This window comes from Aminobacter niigataensis (assembly GCF_946995915.1).
Classification (GTDB): Bacteria; Pseudomonadota; Alphaproteobacteria; order Rhizobiales; family Rhizobiaceae; genus Aminobacter; species Aminobacter niigataensis.
Genome location: NZ_OX341517.1, coordinates 4,531,144 through 4,545,957 on the forward strand (window position 1 = coordinate 4,531,144; position 14,814 = coordinate 4,545,957).

Here is a 14,814-nt window from a genome sequence, read left to right on the forward strand (position 1 = left end):
ATTGATGCCGCCTGCAAAGAAGGAAGTCCGTCCGACCGCTCGGAGGGCTCGCGCCCGCACGCCTGCTTTCGTCAAGAACACGCGCGGTGTACGCAACTGGAAAGAAGCCTCCGAATGGCTGGAATGGCGCGGCATCGAGGACATAGAGTGCATCACGCCCGACCAGGCAGGGGTCGCCCGCGGCAAGATGATGCCGTCGAGCAAGTTCACCTCCAACACCTCGCTGGCGCTGCCTTCCGCAGTGTTCATGATGACCATTTCCGGCGGTTATCCCGAAGACGGCAACGGCTTCGAATATCCCGAAGATGACGGCGACCTGAAGCTGGTGCCCGATCTGTCGACGCTGAGTGTGGTTCCGTGGGAGGACGACCCTACCGCTCAGGTGATCTGCGACCTCGTCCACCAGGACGGGCGCCACGTCGAGTTCACGCCGCGCAACGTGCTCAAGCGCGTGCTCGCCGCCTATGAAAAGCGCGGGCTGAAGCCAGTCGTCGCACCCGAGATCGAGTTCTACCTGGTTCGCAAGAACCCCGACCCGGACTATCCGCTGACCCCGCCCGTCGGCCGCTCCGGCCGCCCCATCGGCGGCGGCGCGGGCTACTCCATCGCCGGCGTCAACGAGTTCGACGAACTGATCGACGACATCTACCATTTCTCCGAGGCCCAGGGCCTGGAGATCGACACGCTGATCCACGAGGAAGGTGCGGGCCAGCTCGAGATCAACCTGCGTCACGGCGACCCGATCGAACTTGCCGACCAGGTATTCCTGTTCAAGCGCACGATCCGCGAAGCTGCGTTGAAGCACGATACCTACGCCACCTTCATGGCCAAGCCGATCCAGGGCCAGCCGGGTTCGGCGATGCATATCCACCAGTCGATCATCGACAAGAAGACCGGGAAGAACATCTTTTCCGCCGAGGACGGCTCGGAGACCGAGGATTTCTTCCACTTCATCGGCGGCATGCAGAAGCATGTGCCCAATGCGCTGGTGATGTTTGCGCCATACGTCAACTCGTACCGCCGGCTGACGCAGGCGGCTTCCGCCCCGGTCAACAACAAATGGGGCTACGACAACCGTACCACCGCCTTCCGCGTACCGCGTTCCGATCCGGGCGGGCGGCGCGTCGAAAACCGCATCCCGTCTTCGGACGCCAACCCCTACCTGGCGCTCGCCGCATCGCTGGCCTGCGGGCTGATCGGACTGACCAACAAGCTGCCGTCCGAAGCGCCGGTGCTGACCACCGCCAACGAGGACGAGATCGACCTGCCGCGCGGCCTGCTCGAAGCTGTCGACCTGTTCGAGGCCGACGAGGAACTGACCTCGCTCCTGGGACGGTCGTTCGCCACCACCTATGCGGCGATCAAGCGGGCCGAGTTCGAGACCTTCATGGAAGTGATCAGTCCGTGGGAGCGGGAGTATTTGTTGCTGAACGTGTGAGTGAGGGAGCGAGTAGGGAATAGCGAGTAGCGAACGAGATTTTTCCGCCCCGCTACTCACTACTCGCTACTCGCTATTCGCTATTCGCTATTCGCTTCCCCCGCCCGGAGTCCCCTCCGCACCATGCCCTACCTCTCCCCCATCTCGCCCGGCCTTTCCTGGTACGAAGACACCGCCGGCCCGCGGCCCGAGTACCCTGTGCTCGACGGCGACAGGCAGACAGACGTCGTCATCATCGGCGGCGGTTTCACCGGGCTTTCGGCAGCGGCGCATCTTGCCAAGGCAGGCACCAATGTCGTGCTGATCGAGGCGCATCGCTTCGGCGACGGCGCATCGGGGCGCAATGGTGGCCAGCTCGGCACCGGCCAGCGTGCCTGGGCGGAGGAGATGGAGGGCGAATACGGCTTCACCCGCGCCAAGGCGCTGTTCGACCTCGCGGAAGACGCCAAGGCGCATCTGCTGGAGTTCTCAGCCACCAACGACATCGACATCGACTACATGCCCGGGCAGATGTCGGTGGCGCACAAACCGCGCTACGTCGACGACTACAAGGCCCATGCCGAGATCATGGCGAACCGCTTCAACTATCCGCACATCACCTTCATGGACGCGCGGGAAACGGCGGAGCGGCTGGGTTCGACGCATTACTTCGGCGGCACGCGCGACACCGGCACCGGCCACATCCACCCGCTCAAGCTGGTGATCGGCACCGCAAGGGTCGCGGCGGCAGCCGGCGCACAGCTGTTCGAGAAGACGCAATCGACCGGCATCACCTCGCAAGGCGGCAAGGTGCTAGTGACGACAGAGCGCGGCACCATCACGGCGCAGAAATGCCTGATCGCGGTCAACGCCTATGGCGGCAAGCTGGAGCCGATCAGCGCCTCGCATATCATGCCGATCGGCTCGTTCATCGGCGCGACCGTACCGCTAGGCGCGGACTCAAAGGTGATCCCCGGCAGCGAGTCTGTCGACGATTCACGTTTCGTGGTGCGCTATTTCCGCAAGTCCAGGGATGGCAGGCTGCTGTTCGGCGGGCGAGAGATCTACGCCGTCAACGACCCCAAGGACATCCACATCCACATCCGCAAGCAGATCGCCGAGATCTATCCTGAGCTGAAGGATGTCGAGATCACCCATGGCTGGGGCGGCTATGTCGGCATCACTGTGCCGCGCAAGCCCTTTGTGCGCGAGGTGATGCCCAACGTTATCTCCGTCGGCGGCTATTCCGGCCACGGCGTGATGCTGTCCAACTTCTTCGGCAAGCTTTACGCCGAGACCGTCGCCGGCAACCGCGACCGGCTCAAGCTGGTCGAGGACCTGAAGATACCGCCCTTCCCCGGCGGCCGGCGCTTTCGCGCGCCGCTGCTGTTTCTGGCGCTCAACTGGTTCGCGCTGCGGGACAGGATCTAGCCCGGCAAAACGCACATCCCGCGCCAGGAGCGCCCTTGCCCGGGAACCTTTTCCGACAGGCCGCATCCAATGGTTCGGAAGCCGCTGCATGGCGCAGGGGCTACCAACAGGGTATTGTCAGGTGCCGCATGCAAACGCCAGCATGTTGGGGCGGATCGTCGTCTGCGTGCCGCCTGCACAAGTTGCAACGATGGCAGCGCCGGACCGAAAAATGGAGGCGACAACATGCACCTGGCAATCTTGCGGCAACAGGTCGATCTCGACGGACACCGCGACGAGGAACTGGTGGCACTCGCGCGCCAAGGCGGCGAAAATGCCATCCGCGCGCTCATCAAGCGCAACAACCAGCGGCTCTTCCGCGTCGCCCGAACCGTCACCCGCGACGACGCGGAGGCCGAGGACGTGGTGCAAGAAACCTACGTCAAGGCCTTCACCAGGCTCGACAGCTTCAAGGGCGACGCACTGTTTTCGACATGGCTCACGCGGATCGCGCTCAACGAAGCGCTCACCCGCATCCGCAAGCGACGGCCTGTCGCCGAGTTGGAGGAACTGGATGTCGCTGCCGCAGCCAACGGAGGCCAGGTAATCATGTTTCCGACATCGCTGACCCCGCCTGGCGCCGACGCCGAACTGGCTCGCGGGCAAGCGCGCGAACTGCTCGAACAGGCAATCGACGAATTGCCTGAGATCTTCCGCCTCGTCTTCATCCTGCGCGATGTCGAGGAAATGAGCATCGACGAGACGGCGGCCCAGCTTTCGATCAAGCCCGAAACCGTCAAGACGCGCCTGTTTCGGGCGCGCCGTCTGATGCGGACAGCCATCGAAAGAAGGCTCTCGACGGGCTTTGCCGAATTGTTCCCGTTCAATGGCTGGCGCTGCGAACGCATGGCCGACCGGGTGGTCGAGCGGCTTCGCGGAGAAGCCTAGATCTTCCTGACGATGACGCTGCCGGCAGAATAGCCGGCACCGAACGAGCAGATCACGCCGAGGCTGCCCGACGGCAGGTCGTCGGAGAACTTCGAAAACGCGATGATCGAGCCGGCCGAGGAGGTGTTGGCGTAGTCCTGCAGCACATTGGGCTGCTCCTCACGGCTCGGCTCGCGGCCCAGCACCTTCGAGCCGATCAGGTCGTTCATTCCCTTGTTGGCCTGGTGCAGCCACAGCCGCGACAGGTTTTGAGGATCGATACCCTGGTCGGCGAGGTGGCCCAGCATCAGTTCGGCCACCATCGGCACCACCTGCTTGAAAACCTTGCGGCCCTCCTGATGGAACTGCATGTCGCGGCGGTCGGCCATGTGGCCTTCGCGTGTGCGGCGCAGGAAACCGTTGTTGTTGCGGATGTTGTTGGAAAACTCGGTCAGGCAGCGGGTGGCCAGCACCTCATAGGCGTTGTCCGTCTTCACATCGTCGGCGCGCTGGAGCACGACTGCGGTGCAGACATCGCCGAAGATGAAATGGCAGTCGCGGTCGCGCCATTCCTGGTGGCCGGAGGTGATCTCCGGATTGACCATCAGGATGGCGCGGGCCGAGCCGGTGCGGATCATGTCGGCGGCAAGCTGGATGCCGAAGGTCGCCGAGGAACAGGCGACGTTCATGTCGAAGGCAAAGCCCTTGATGCCGAGCGCCTGCTGCACCTCGATGGCAATCGCCGGATAAGCACGCTCGTGATTGGAAGCAGCGCAGATGACGGCGTCTATATCGGCAGCGGTGAGCCCGGCCTTCTTCATCGCCTTGTCGGCCGCCTTGACCGAAATCTCGGCCATCAGCGACAGTTCGTCCTCTTCGCGCTCGGGCAGCACCGGATGCATGATGCCGGGATCGAGGATGCCGAACTTCGAGACGACGTGGCGGCGCTCGATGCCGGATGCCTTGACGATGAACTCTTCCGACGACATCGCCATCGGCTCACGCTCGCCGGCCTCGATGGCGTCGGCATGGAGCCTGTTCTGGCGGTGGGCATATTCGTTGTAGGAGGCCACCAACTCGGCGTTGGTGATGACTTCCTCTGGCGTGAAGATGCCGGTACCGCTAATCGCAACCCTGTGCATGGCGTTTCCTGCTGGTTTTCAACCATTGGAATAGGGTTCCGACGCCGCCGGTCAAGCGTTGCGGGCCCCATTTCAGGCCGAGATGCGGTTACCTCGCGGCAGAAACGCTCAAATGCAGCGCCCGCCGTCGACTTCCATCGCCACGCCGGTAATCAGCGATGCCTCGTCGGAAACGAGGAACAGCGCGGCGTTGGCGATGTCGAGCGGCGTCGAGAAGCGGCCGAGCGGGATCGAAGCTTTGAACTTTTCGCGAATCTCCGGTGTGTCCTTGCCCATGAATTTTTCCAGCATTCCGGTTTCGCCGGCAACCGGGCAGAGGCAATTGACGCGGATGTTCCTGGGCGCCAGTTCGACCGCCATCGACTTGGTGGCGGTGATCGCCCAGCCCTTCGACGCATTGTACCAGGTCAGCCCCGGGCGCGGCCTGAGCCCTGCCGTCGAGGCCGTGTTGAGGATCGCGCCGCCGCCCTGGCGCTCCATGATGGGCACGATGGCGCGGGCGGAATGATAGATCGCCTTCATGTTGACGGCGGTGATGAGGTCGAAGACGTCTTCCTCGACATCGACGAGGTCGCCGTTGCGATGGGTGTAGCCGGCATTGTTGACCATGATGTCGATGCGACCGAAGGCGCTTTTGGTGGCATAGACCAGTTCGTCGAATTCGGAGCGTTGCGACACGTCGGTGGTGACTGCAATCGCATCATTGCCGATTTCGGCCGCGACCCGCTCGGCTTCCCTGGCATTCAGGTCGGCGACGACCACTTTCGCGCCTTCCTCGGCAAAACGCCTCGCCATGCCCTCGCCGAAGCCGGCTGCCGCACCTGTTATGATCGCTACCTTGTCCTTGAGTCGCATCGTCCTGCCGCCCCGTAGATTTTCTGCATGTCCGGTCTAGCGGTCGTCACAGTTCATCGCAATGCTGGGCGCGAGGTAGTGCGCCCACTGCACCGGCGCCAGAGGCTTATTCTTGGAAACGGGAGCGCTGAAGCCCTATGCTCGGTGGACATGATCGCAGCATCGAAAACGAAACTGTGACACCGAGGCACTGGCGTTTTTAAATCGATTAGCATATATCGGTCGGCGACATCACGGCCGTCCTGGAAACGGATAGAACATGACAAGCCAGATCATCCCCGTCGATCCTTTCGACTTCATCATTTTCGGGGGCACCGGCGATTTGTCGGAGCGCAAGCTGCTGCCGGCGCTCTATCACCGCCAGCGCGACCACCAGTTTTCCGAGCCGACGCGGATCATCGGGGCGTCGCGCACCAAGATGGACGACAAGGAATTCCGCGCCTTCGCCAAGAAGGCGATCTCCGACCACGTGAAGCCGGAATACATCGAAGAGGCCGAGCTCAAGACCTTCCTCGACCGGCTCAGCTACGTCACCGTCGACGCCAAGTCCGGCGACGGCTTTGCCGAGTTGAAGAAGTCGGTGGGCGATAGCAAGCGCATCCGCGTCTTCTACCTCGCCGTGGCACCGAGCCTGTTCGGCGACATTTCCGACCACCTCAAGGCGCACAAGCTGGTTACGGCCGACTCGCGCATCGTCGTCGAGAAGCCGATCGGCCGCGATCTGGAGTCAGCCAAGGCGCTGAACGACATCATCGGCGACGATTTCGGCGAGCACCAGATCTTCCGCATCGACCACTATCTCGGCAAGGAGACGGTGCAGAACCTGATGGCGCTGCGCTTTGCCAACGCGCTCTACGAGCCACTGTGGAACTCCGCCCATATCGACCATGTGCAGATCACGGTGGCCGAGACCGTCGGCCTGGAAGACCGCGTCACCTACTACGACAAGGCAGGCGCGCTGCGCGACATGGTGCAGAACCACATACTGCAGCTGCTTTGCCTCGTCGCCATGGAAGCGCCCGCCTCGATGGACGCGAATGCGGTTCGCGACGAAAAGTTGAAGGTTCTCAACGCGCTGAAGCGGGTCAACGGCAATGAGGCGCCCAAGCAAACGGTGCGCGGCCAGTACCGCGCCGGCGCTTCCGCCGGCGGTCCGGTGAAGGGCTACATCGAGGAACTCGGCGCCGACAGCACCACGGAGACCTTTGTCGCGATCAAGGCCGAGATCGCCAACTGGCGCTGGGCCGGCGTGCCGTTCTACCTGCGCACCGGCAAGCGGCTGGCGTCGCGCGTCTCCGAAATCGTCATCGAATTCAAGCCGATCCCGCATTCGATCTTCGGCGAAAGTGCCGGGCCGATCTTCAACAACCAGTTGGTCATCCGCCTGCAGCCGGACGAAGGCGTCAAGCAGTTCATCATGATCAAGGATCCGGGTCCGGGCGGCATGCGCCTGCGCCAGATCCCGCTCGACATGAGCTTTGCCCAGTCGTTCGACGGGCGCGCGCCTGATGCCTATGAACGCCTGATCATGGACGTGGTGCGCGGCAACCAGACGCTGTTCATGCGCCGCGACGAGGTCGAGGCGGCGTGGAAGTGGATCGACCCGATCCAGCATGCCTGGGAAGGCAGCCGCCAGGAAGCCCAGGGCTACACCGCCGGCACCTGGGGGCCCTCCGCATCGATCGCCCTGATCGAACGCGACGGCCGCACCTGGCACGAGAGCAATTGAGCGCCATGAACGGCATTGCGCCTCACTGGAACGAGTTTGCGACGCGCGAAGAGCTGGCTTCTGCCCTGGCCACCAAGGTTGCAGATACGTTGCGGGCTGCGATCGCCCGCCGCGGAGAAGCGTTCCTGGCCGTTTCGGGCGGCTCGACACCTGGCCGCTTCTTTGCCGCACTATCGAAGGAAGCGCTCGACTGGAGCAAGGTTATCGTGACGCTCGTCGACGAGCGCTTCGTGCCTGAGAGTTCGCCGCGTTCGAATGCGGCACTGGCCAAGGCGAACCTGCTTCAAAACGAGGCTTCAGCCGCACGCTTTGCACCGCTCTTCCATGAGGCATCAACGGTCGAAACGGGCGCTGATCTTGCGGATGCGGAAATCCGCGCCCTGCCCTGGCCGCTCGATGCGACGATTTTGGGCATGGGCGGCGACGGCCACACGGCTTCGTTCTTCCCGGATGCGGACGGGCTCGACGCCCTGCTCGATACGGCTTCCGCGCGCATCGTCATGCCGGTTCATGCCGACAGCGCCGGCGAACTCCGGCTGACGCTGACGCTGCCCGCATTGGTCGCTGCCGGGCTTGTCGTCGTCCATATCGAAGGCGCGGAAAAGCGCAGCGTCATCGAGGCCGCACTGGCTTCGGAACCGGCCTTGCCGATCCGCACCGTGCTCGACCGGGCGCCCCGCGCCGCCGAGATCTACTGGGCGCCCTGAGACGGCGCTCGTGGCACCGGCGCCCGAAATGGCGACGTGACGCGTTGAACAAGGCATGCCGCTCTAGGCCATGCCGCAGGCCCGAAGCTCCTCCCGGTTCGGGCCCCGAGTTGAAAGGACTGAGGTCATGACCGCCAGGAACGACATCCAAGCCATCACCGAACGCATCCGCGAGCGCTCGCGGGTCAGCCGCGAGATTTACCTCGGCCGCGTCGATGACGCCGCCGGCAAGACCGCCAACCGAGGCGTGCTCTCCTGCGGCAACCTCGCCCATGGCTTCGCCGTGTGCAGTCCTTCGGAAAAGGTGGCGCTGGGCGGCGACAAGGTCGCCAACATCGGCATCATCACCTCCTACAACGACATGCTGTCGGCACATCAGCCGTTCGAGACCTATCCGCAGCTGATCAAGGAGGCGGCGCGCGAGGCAGGCGGCATCGCCCAGGTGGCAGGCGGCGTGCCGGCGATGTGCGACGGCGTCACGCAAGGCCAGCCCGGCATGGAGCTGTCGCTGTTCTCGCGCGACGTGATCGCCATGTCGGCGGCCATCGGCCTCAGCCACAACATGTTCGATGCGGCCGTCTACCTCGGCGTCTGCGACAAGATCGTGCCGGGTCTGGTGATCGCAGCACTGACCTTCGGCCATCTGCCGGCGATCTTCGTGCCCGCCGGACCGATGACCTCGGGCCTGCCCAATGACGAGAAGGCCAAGATCCGCCAGCTCTACGCCGAGGGCAAGGTCGGTCGCCCAGAACTGCTCGAAGCGGAATCGAAGTCCTACCACGGCCCGGGCACCTGCACCTTCTACGGCACGGCCAACTCCAACCAGATGCTGATGGAGATCATGGGCCTACACACGCCGGGCGCCTCCTTCGTCAATCCGGGCACGCCGCTGCGCGATGCGCTGACGCGCGAGGCCGCCAAGCGCGCGCTGGCGATCACCGCGCTCGGCAACGAATACATCCCCGCTGGTCGCATGATCGACGAGCGCTCGGTGGTCAACGGCGTCGTCGGCCTGCATGCCACCGGAGGCTCGACCAACCACACCATCCACCTGATCGCCATGGCGGCGGCCGCCGGCATCCGCCTGACCTGGCAGGATATTTCCGACCTGTCGGATGCCGTGCCGCTGCTCGCTCGCGTCTATCCGAACGGGCTTTCCGACGTGAACCATTTCCAGGCGGCAGGCGGCATGGGCTTCCTGATCCGCGAACTGCTCGACGCGGGACTGCTGCACGAAGACGTCCAGACCGTCTGGGGCGAAGGACTGCGGCCATATGCGGTCGAAGCCAAGCTCGGTGCTGACGGCTCCGTCGTGCGCGAAGCCGCCCCCAAGCAAAGCGGCGACGAAAAGGTGCTGGCACCGGCATCCAAGGCGTTCCAGCCGAGCGGCGGCCTCAAGGTGCTCGGCGGCAATCTCGGCCATGCCATCATCAAGACGTCGGCCGTGAAGCCCGAGCGTCGCATCATCGAAGCGCCGGCGCTGGTGTTCGACAGCCAGCAGGGCCTCAACGACGCCTTCAAGGCCGGACTGCTCGACCGCGATTTCGTCGCCGTCATCCGCTTCCAGGGCCCTAAGGCCAACGGCATGCCGGAACTGCACAAGCTGACCACCGTGCTGGGCATCCTGCAGGACCGCGGACACAAGGTGGCGCTCGTCACCGACGGCCGCATGTCGGGCGCCTCGGGCAAGGTGCCGGCGGCGATCCACGTCACGCCGGAAGCGCTGGAAGGCGGTCCGATCGGTCGCGTCCATGATGGCGACATCGTCAGGCTCGACGCCGAGGTTGGCACGCTCGAAGTGCTGGTGCCGGCCGGGGATCTTGCGCTGCGCCCGGCCCCGGTCTGCGACCTCTCCGGCAACGAGCACGGTATGGGCCGCGAGCTGTTCGCCGGCTTCCGCCAGATGGCCGGCCGCGCCGACCATGGCGCGAGCGCATTCGGGACGGCGTGAGACTTCCTTGAAAGTAAGGCAATTCTGCCTTACTTTCTGGGATCAGGAGCCATGCCATGCAAACGCTGACGGTAACGTCGAAGGGCCAGATCACGGTGAAGAAAGAGGTGCTGAGGCACCTCGGTGTCAAACCAGGCGACAAGATCCTTCTGGATCTGGCCCCTGACGGCAACGTCGTGCTCAAGGCAGCGCCGCACGAACGACACGGGATCGAAGCCATATTTGGCATCTTTCATGATCCCGGCCGCGCACCGGTTTCCGTTGAGGACATGAACAAGGTCATAGCAGACGCCTGGGCCGGCAAGCGGTGAAGGTCGCTGTCGATACCAATGTTCTCGCTCGCGCGATGCTGGCGGACGAGCCTGGCCAAGCCGAGGTCGCCCAGGCCTTGCTCGCGGAAGCGGACCTAATCGTCATCCCCCTGGTCACCCTCTGCGAGCTGGTCTGGGTTCTCAGCAGCCTCGGGATAGAGCGAAAAGCGATAGCGCGAGGGATCGAAGACACGCTTAGTTCACGGCATGTCGTCGTCGATCACGCCGCAGTGGCTGCCGGCCTTGCTCACTTGCGGGCTGGCGGTGACTTCGCGGATGCAGCCATGGCTTACGAGGGCTACAAAGCTGGCGCCGAGCAGTTCGCGACATTCGACAGGAAAGCCGCTCGGCTGTTGGCCGCCGAAGGCAAGCCGGTGACCCTGCTCGAAAGCCGGGCCGAATAGCTCTCAGCGCCCCGACCTTCAGCGCTACTTCTCCGCCGTGCAGGAGAAGACCGGCGGCGCATCCTCGCCCTTCGTCAGGTCGTAGAGGTCGGCGCTATTACCCTTGGTCCACCAGACATATTGCTGGCCAGCGTATTTGGCGCCGCTGCCGCTCAGGACCGTGACAGCCACGACGATCTCGTCGCCCATCGTGAGTACAGCGAGGGAGTTGCTGCCGGCGTTGATGTACTCAGCCTTCACGTCGCGGTCGCCACACTTGTAGCTGGCCGTCTGTCGGTCGACCGCAGCATCGCCGGGCAACTCGAAAGTGACGGTGGTTGCCGAGGCCGTACCTGCGACTGATGTCAGCAAGAGTGCCGCCAGGAACAAACGCATTTCGACCTCCGTTGCCTTCGCTTTTGCGGGAACGATAGCACGGCGAAAAGGCCTGCCGAAGCCAAAGCTCCAACAGGCCTTTCTCGCACCGAAGGCTAAGCGCCGTTCTTTGCCACGTCGGCGAAGAAGCCTTCCGGGCTCTCGACTTCGACCAGGCGCTTCTTCTCGATCTGCCAGAAACGGTTGCCGACGGCGCGGACGAAGCTGCGGTCGTGCGACACCAGCAGGCAGCTCGCCTCATGCTTGAGCAGTTCGTCCTCCAATGCCTCCTGCCCGTCAATGTCGAGGTGGTTGGTCGGCTCGTCGAGCAGGTAGAAGTTCGGATTGGTCAGCCGCAGAACCAGCATGCCGAGCCGCGCCTTCTGGCCGCCGGACAAGCGACCGATCGGATTGGCCTGCATCTCGACAGTCATGCCTGCACCAGCCAGCAAGGTGCGGGCACGCTGCTCGCCGAGCGCGAACCGGCGCGTCAGGACGGCCAGTGGCGCATCGCTGTCCCTGAGATCGGACAGGCCCTGGTCGCCGTAGCCCAGCACCAGCGACGGCGTCGCCTTGATGCCGTCGACGGCAACGTCAGGCTGGGCGATGGCGCGCCTCAGCATATTGACCAGCCGCGTCTTGCCGGTGCCGTTGCGGCCGAGCAGAACGACGCGGTCGCCCTGGCGGATCCACAACTTGCCGGTCCTGAACAACAGCGTGCCGTCGGGCGTGGTGACAGGCGCATCGTCGAGCGTCACCAGCACCTTGGCATGCGTGCCGCGATTGGCGAGCTTTATCGCACCGGCCGATCGCTCCAGATGGGCGGGGCGTGCGGCGTCCTCCAGCTTGTCCGCCCGCTCCTTCAGCTGCTTGGTCTTCACCACCAGCAGGTCGCTGCCCGAGTTGATGCCGATATTGTTGAGCTTGGCGGCTTGTCGGCGCAGTTGCTGCGCCGTCTTCATGTCCTTCTCGAAACGGCGTGCATCCGACGCGTCGATCTCGTCGAGCGCTTCCCGTGCCCTGGAATAAGGCAGCGAGAACACTTGCGAGTTTTCCGGGCGCAGGAACAGCGTCCGGTTGGTCACGGCGTCGAGGAAGGCGCGGTCGTGGCTGCAGATCACCACAGGCACGTCGCGCGGCAGGGCATTCAGCCAGTTTTCGAGCTGGGCTATGCGCGCGAGGTCCAAGTGATTGGTCGGCTCATCCAGCAGCAGCATGTCGGGTTCGGTTACCCAGACGCGGGCAAGCATGGCCAGTCGCTGCCAACCACCGCTCAGCTTCGACAATGGGCGCTGGCGCAGGTCTTCGGGCACATCGAGGTCGTCGAGCACGATGTCGACACGCCAGCTTTCGCTTTCGGCCTGATCGGCCGGCAGCGCCTGCAGCACCGCCTCGAAGAAGGCCACATCGCGCAGGCTGGCCGGCACGTCCTGCTCGACATGGCCGACGCGCAAGCCGCGCGCCCGGGTGATATCGCCTGCCGTCGGTTCGAAAGCGCCTGTGATCGAGCGCAGCAGCGTGGACTTGCCGCGGCCGTTGGCAGCGACGATGCCGAGCCGGTCGCCCGGTTCGATGGAAAGGTTGAGATTGGAAAAGAGCGGAGCACCGAGCGTTACGCCAAGCGACCTCAGATTGATCAAAGCCATGTTCGTTCTCTGGTCTGTCCGGACCTTCGCCCGCATCCGATCTTACGAGATGCTTTTGGGGAGCCAAGTCCGGTGAGTTGTCCAGATGCGATCGAACACAAGGCTCGATGCCGCATCACCACTGAGGGCAGACCGGGAGAGAGTTGCGCTTTGGCGCGTCGTCCGAGGTCAGCCCTGCAAACGCATTTGCAGGGCGTGGACAGGGCCGCGCTGGCGGTGGAGATAGAAATGCTCGATCACGCAGCCCTCCTTTGTCGTTCGAGTTGCGCCGCTTTCATAGCTGCAATAGCGGCGCGAGACAATGCTACTGCACGGTGAGCTCGGTGCGCTCGCCCGCCTTGACGCTGGCAGAACCTTCCTTCTTGCCGGCATCGCCCAGGTCGGCCTCGACGACATAATCGCCCTCAGGCAGCGTGGCCTGGTGCTTCTGGTCGTAGGCGTAGCCAAAATCCTTGCGGTTGCCCTGGATGTCCTTCTTGGCCGCGTAGACCCGGATCTCCTTGGCACCCGGAGCCTCGATCGCCAGCACGCCGGCGCGGAGCACGGCGGTCACGTCGCCCGCCTCGCCGACACGAACGTTGAAGGGCTGCTCGGCCTCGGCCTGGTCCATGCGTGCAACGGCGACATAGTCGCCGGCCGGCAGGTCGAACTTGTTGTCCGGCCCGTAGCCATAGGTGACCTGCTCGCGCGTGCCGTCGATCTTCTTCTTCGCCTTGTAGATTCTGACATCGAGGCCACCGGCGTCGACCTTGTCGCCGCCCTGGGCATAAAGCGCATTGACCACCACGCGGCCGACGCCTGCGACGATGTCCTTCTCGACGGTCTGGCCGGCGGCGAGCTGGATCGTCTCATTGGCCTCGCCCTGGCCGATGGTGACCTTGACCTTGGTCTCGCCGGCCGGCAGCACCACCTTGGTCTCGCCGTAGTAGGTCGCCGGGTGGTCGCCACCGGGGAAGTCGAGGACGACGGCCGCACCGGTGTTGATGTCGCCACCGTCGCTGGGGCGGGGTCTGACGATCAGCGTGCCGGCGTTGAGCACAAAGAGCGGCTTGTAGGCCTGGCCGGCCTCCACCTCCAGCGGCTGCTCGACCGCCGCCTCGCCGAGCGTCGCGCGGATGACGTAGTCGCCGGCTTCCAGCGATCCCTTGTAGTTGCTGTACTCGGTGGTGATACGTTCGCCCTTGGTGCCGTCGGCGTTGGCCTTGTAGATTTCCCAGGCGTTGCCCGCATCCTTTAGCGGCGCTCCGTCCTCGGCCAGCGCCAGTTCAGGCACGAAGTTGAATTCGGGCTTGGCCGGTTCAGGCGCAGGCGCGGGTTCAGGGGCCGGCGCAGGCGCGGCAACTGTCTGCACCAGGGCGTCTTCCAGGCCCTTGGCGTCAGTCGCCTGGATGTACTTGCCACCAGTGTTTTCGGCGAGGCAGGCGACCTGCCTGCCCTCCTCCGCCGTCAGGCCGAAGCCGACGACATGGGCGGTGAAATCGACTCCCGACTGCTCAAGCTCCTTGCCCAGTGCGCAAGGGTCGGCGTTGCAGGTCTCCAGCCCGTCGGTGATGAGGATGACCGTCGCCTTATCCTCGGTGTATCTGAGGTCTTCGGCAGCCTGCTTGACCGCGGCAGAAAGCGGCGTCTTGCCAAGGAACTTCATGCTGTCGGCGGCGGCGGTGATGGCGCTTGCCGAGCCCGACGCCGGCGGCACCACCAGCTCAATGTCCGAACAGCTGCCCTTTTCGCGATGGCCATAGGCCATCAGGCCAAGTTCGGTGTCGGCGGGAATGGTGGTGAGCACCGAACGGAGCGCCTGGCGGGCGATCTCCAGCTTGGGCTTGCCGTCGATCTGGCCCCACATCGAACCCGAGGCGTCGAGCACGATGATGGCACGGTCGGCGGCACTCGCGCCCGCCACTCCCGCCAGCATGAGGACAGACGTCAGGATGCCTCGTGTGAACGCCTTCATGCTGCCC

The 14,814-nt window shown here is 64.2% G+C and carries 13 protein-coding genes; 8 read left to right on the forward strand and 5 right to left on the reverse strand.

What is annotated here, in order from left to right:
• The first annotated feature begins 4 nt into the window (after positions 1-4).
• From O1Y97_RS22120 to O1Y97_RS22130, 3 genes are all read left to right on the forward strand, one after another.
• Positions 5-1,438, forward strand: a complete 1,434-nt coding sequence (locus tag O1Y97_RS22120) for a glutamine synthetase family protein (RefSeq protein WP_108609150.1) — start codon at positions 5-7, stop codon at positions 1,436-1,438.
• Positions 1,439-1,561: 123 nt separating this feature from the next.
• On the forward strand, positions 1,562-2,848 hold the full coding sequence (locus O1Y97_RS22125) for an NAD(P)/FAD-dependent oxidoreductase (protein ID WP_318762380.1): 1,287 nt from the start codon (positions 1,562-1,564) through the stop codon (positions 2,846-2,848).
• A 225-nt stretch (positions 2,849-3,073) separates the two neighbouring features.
• Positions 3,074-3,775 (forward strand): RNA polymerase sigma factor, encoded by a 702-nt coding sequence (locus O1Y97_RS22130; protein WP_318762381.1) that lies wholly within the window; start codon positions 3,074-3,076, stop codon positions 3,773-3,775.
• Here the strand turns inward: O1Y97_RS22130 and O1Y97_RS22135 are convergent.
• Positions 3,772-4,896 (reverse strand): beta-ketoacyl-ACP synthase III, encoded by a 1,125-nt coding sequence (locus tag O1Y97_RS22135; RefSeq protein WP_318762382.1) that lies wholly within the window; start codon positions 4,894-4,896, stop codon positions 3,772-3,774. The genes O1Y97_RS22130 and O1Y97_RS22135 overlap by 4 nt on opposite strands.
• Positions 4,897-5,004: 108 nt before the next feature.
• Entirely contained in the window at positions 5,005-5,751 is a 747-nt protein-coding gene (locus O1Y97_RS22140) for an SDR family oxidoreductase (RefSeq protein WP_183264582.1), read from the reverse strand.
• A 259-nt stretch (positions 5,752-6,010) separates the two neighbouring features.
• Between O1Y97_RS22140 and zwf the strand changes: the two genes are divergently transcribed.
• The 5 genes from zwf to O1Y97_RS22165 all read left to right on the forward strand — a co-directional run bounded on the left by zwf (position 6,011) and on the right by O1Y97_RS22165 (position 10,853).
• Positions 6,011-7,480 carry a glucose-6-phosphate dehydrogenase gene (gene zwf, locus O1Y97_RS22145; protein ID WP_108609156.1) on the forward strand — a complete coding sequence of 490 codons (1,470 nt, stop codon included), beginning with the start codon at positions 6,011-6,013 and terminating at the stop codon, positions 7,478-7,480.
• A gap of 5 nt (positions 7,481-7,485) precedes the next feature.
• Complete coding sequence (gene pgl / locus O1Y97_RS22150) at positions 7,486-8,187, forward strand: 6-phosphogluconolactonase (protein ID WP_318764260.1); 702 nt, start codon at positions 7,486-7,488, stop codon at positions 8,185-8,187.
• A 127-nt stretch (positions 8,188-8,314) separates the two neighbouring features.
• Positions 8,315-10,138, forward strand: coding sequence for a phosphogluconate dehydratase (gene edd / locus O1Y97_RS22155; RefSeq protein WP_318762383.1), 1,824 nt, complete (start codon positions 8,315-8,317; stop codon positions 10,136-10,138).
• Positions 10,139-10,194: 56 nt separating this feature from the next.
• Positions 10,195-10,449 carry an AbrB/MazE/SpoVT family DNA-binding domain-containing protein gene (locus O1Y97_RS22160; RefSeq protein WP_108609159.1) on the forward strand — a complete coding sequence of 85 codons (255 nt, stop codon included), beginning with the start codon at positions 10,195-10,197 and terminating at the stop codon, positions 10,447-10,449.
• A complete protein-coding gene (locus tag O1Y97_RS22165) occupies positions 10,446-10,853 on the forward strand; it encodes a type II toxin-antitoxin system VapC family toxin (RefSeq protein ID WP_318762384.1) in 408 nt (135 codons plus the stop codon). Before O1Y97_RS22160 ends, O1Y97_RS22165 begins: the two co-directional genes overlap by 4 nt.
• 24 nt (positions 10,854-10,877) lie before the next feature.
• On the opposite strand, the gene O1Y97_RS22170 is transcribed toward O1Y97_RS22165, so the two are convergent.
• The 3 genes from O1Y97_RS22170 to O1Y97_RS22180 form a co-directional block, all read right to left on the reverse strand.
• Entirely contained in the window at positions 10,878-11,228 is a 351-nt protein-coding gene (locus O1Y97_RS22170) for an MliC family protein (RefSeq protein ID WP_318762385.1), read from the reverse strand.
• Positions 11,229-11,323: 95 nt separating this feature from the next.
• Positions 11,324-12,853 (reverse strand): ABC-F family ATP-binding cassette domain-containing protein, encoded by a 1,530-nt coding sequence (locus O1Y97_RS22175; RefSeq protein ID WP_318762386.1) that lies wholly within the window; start codon positions 12,851-12,853, stop codon positions 11,324-11,326.
• 304 nt (positions 12,854-13,157) lie between these two features.
• The gene (locus O1Y97_RS22180; protein ID WP_318762387.1) at positions 13,158-14,807 is read right to left on the reverse strand and encodes a vWA domain-containing protein; all 1,650 of its coding nucleotides are present in this window, start codon (positions 14,805-14,807) and stop codon (positions 13,158-13,160) included.
• Between the last annotated feature and the right edge of the window lie 7 nt (positions 14,808-14,814).

Coding starts and splice junctions, on each gene's coding strand:
- O1Y97_RS22125 (WP_318762380.1), top strand. CDS start 1,562: ATGCCCTACCTCTCCCCCATCTCGCCCGGCCTTTCCTGGTACGAAGAC.
- pgl (WP_318764260.1), top strand. CDS start 7,486: ATGAACGGCATTGCGCCTCACTGGAACGAGTTTGCGACGCGCGAAGAG.
- O1Y97_RS22140 (WP_183264582.1), bottom strand. CDS start 5,751: ATGCGACTCAAGGACAAGGTAGCGATCATAACAGGTGCGGCAGCCGGC.
- O1Y97_RS22160 (WP_108609159.1), top strand. CDS start 10,195: ATGCAAACGCTGACGGTAACGTCGAAGGGCCAGATCACGGTGAAGAAA.
- zwf (WP_108609156.1), top strand. CDS start 6,011: ATGACAAGCCAGATCATCCCCGTCGATCCTTTCGACTTCATCATTTTC.
- O1Y97_RS22170 (WP_318762385.1), bottom strand. CDS start 11,228: ATGCGTTTGTTCCTGGCGGCACTCTTGCTGACATCAGTCGCAGGTACG.
- O1Y97_RS22120 (WP_108609150.1), top strand. CDS start 5: ATGCCGCCTGCAAAGAAGGAAGTCCGTCCGACCGCTCGGAGGGCTCGC.
- O1Y97_RS22135 (WP_318762382.1), bottom strand. CDS start 4,896: ATGCACAGGGTTGCGATTAGCGGTACCGGCATCTTCACGCCAGAGGAA.
- edd (WP_318762383.1), top strand. CDS start 8,315: ATGACCGCCAGGAACGACATCCAAGCCATCACCGAACGCATCCGCGAG.
- O1Y97_RS22130 (WP_318762381.1), top strand. CDS start 3,074: ATGCACCTGGCAATCTTGCGGCAACAGGTCGATCTCGACGGACACCGC.
- O1Y97_RS22175 (WP_318762386.1), bottom strand. CDS start 12,853: ATGGCTTTGATCAATCTGAGGTCGCTTGGCGTAACGCTCGGTGCTCCG.
- O1Y97_RS22180 (WP_318762387.1), bottom strand. CDS start 14,807: ATGAAGGCGTTCACACGAGGCATCCTGACGTCTGTCCTCATGCTGGCG.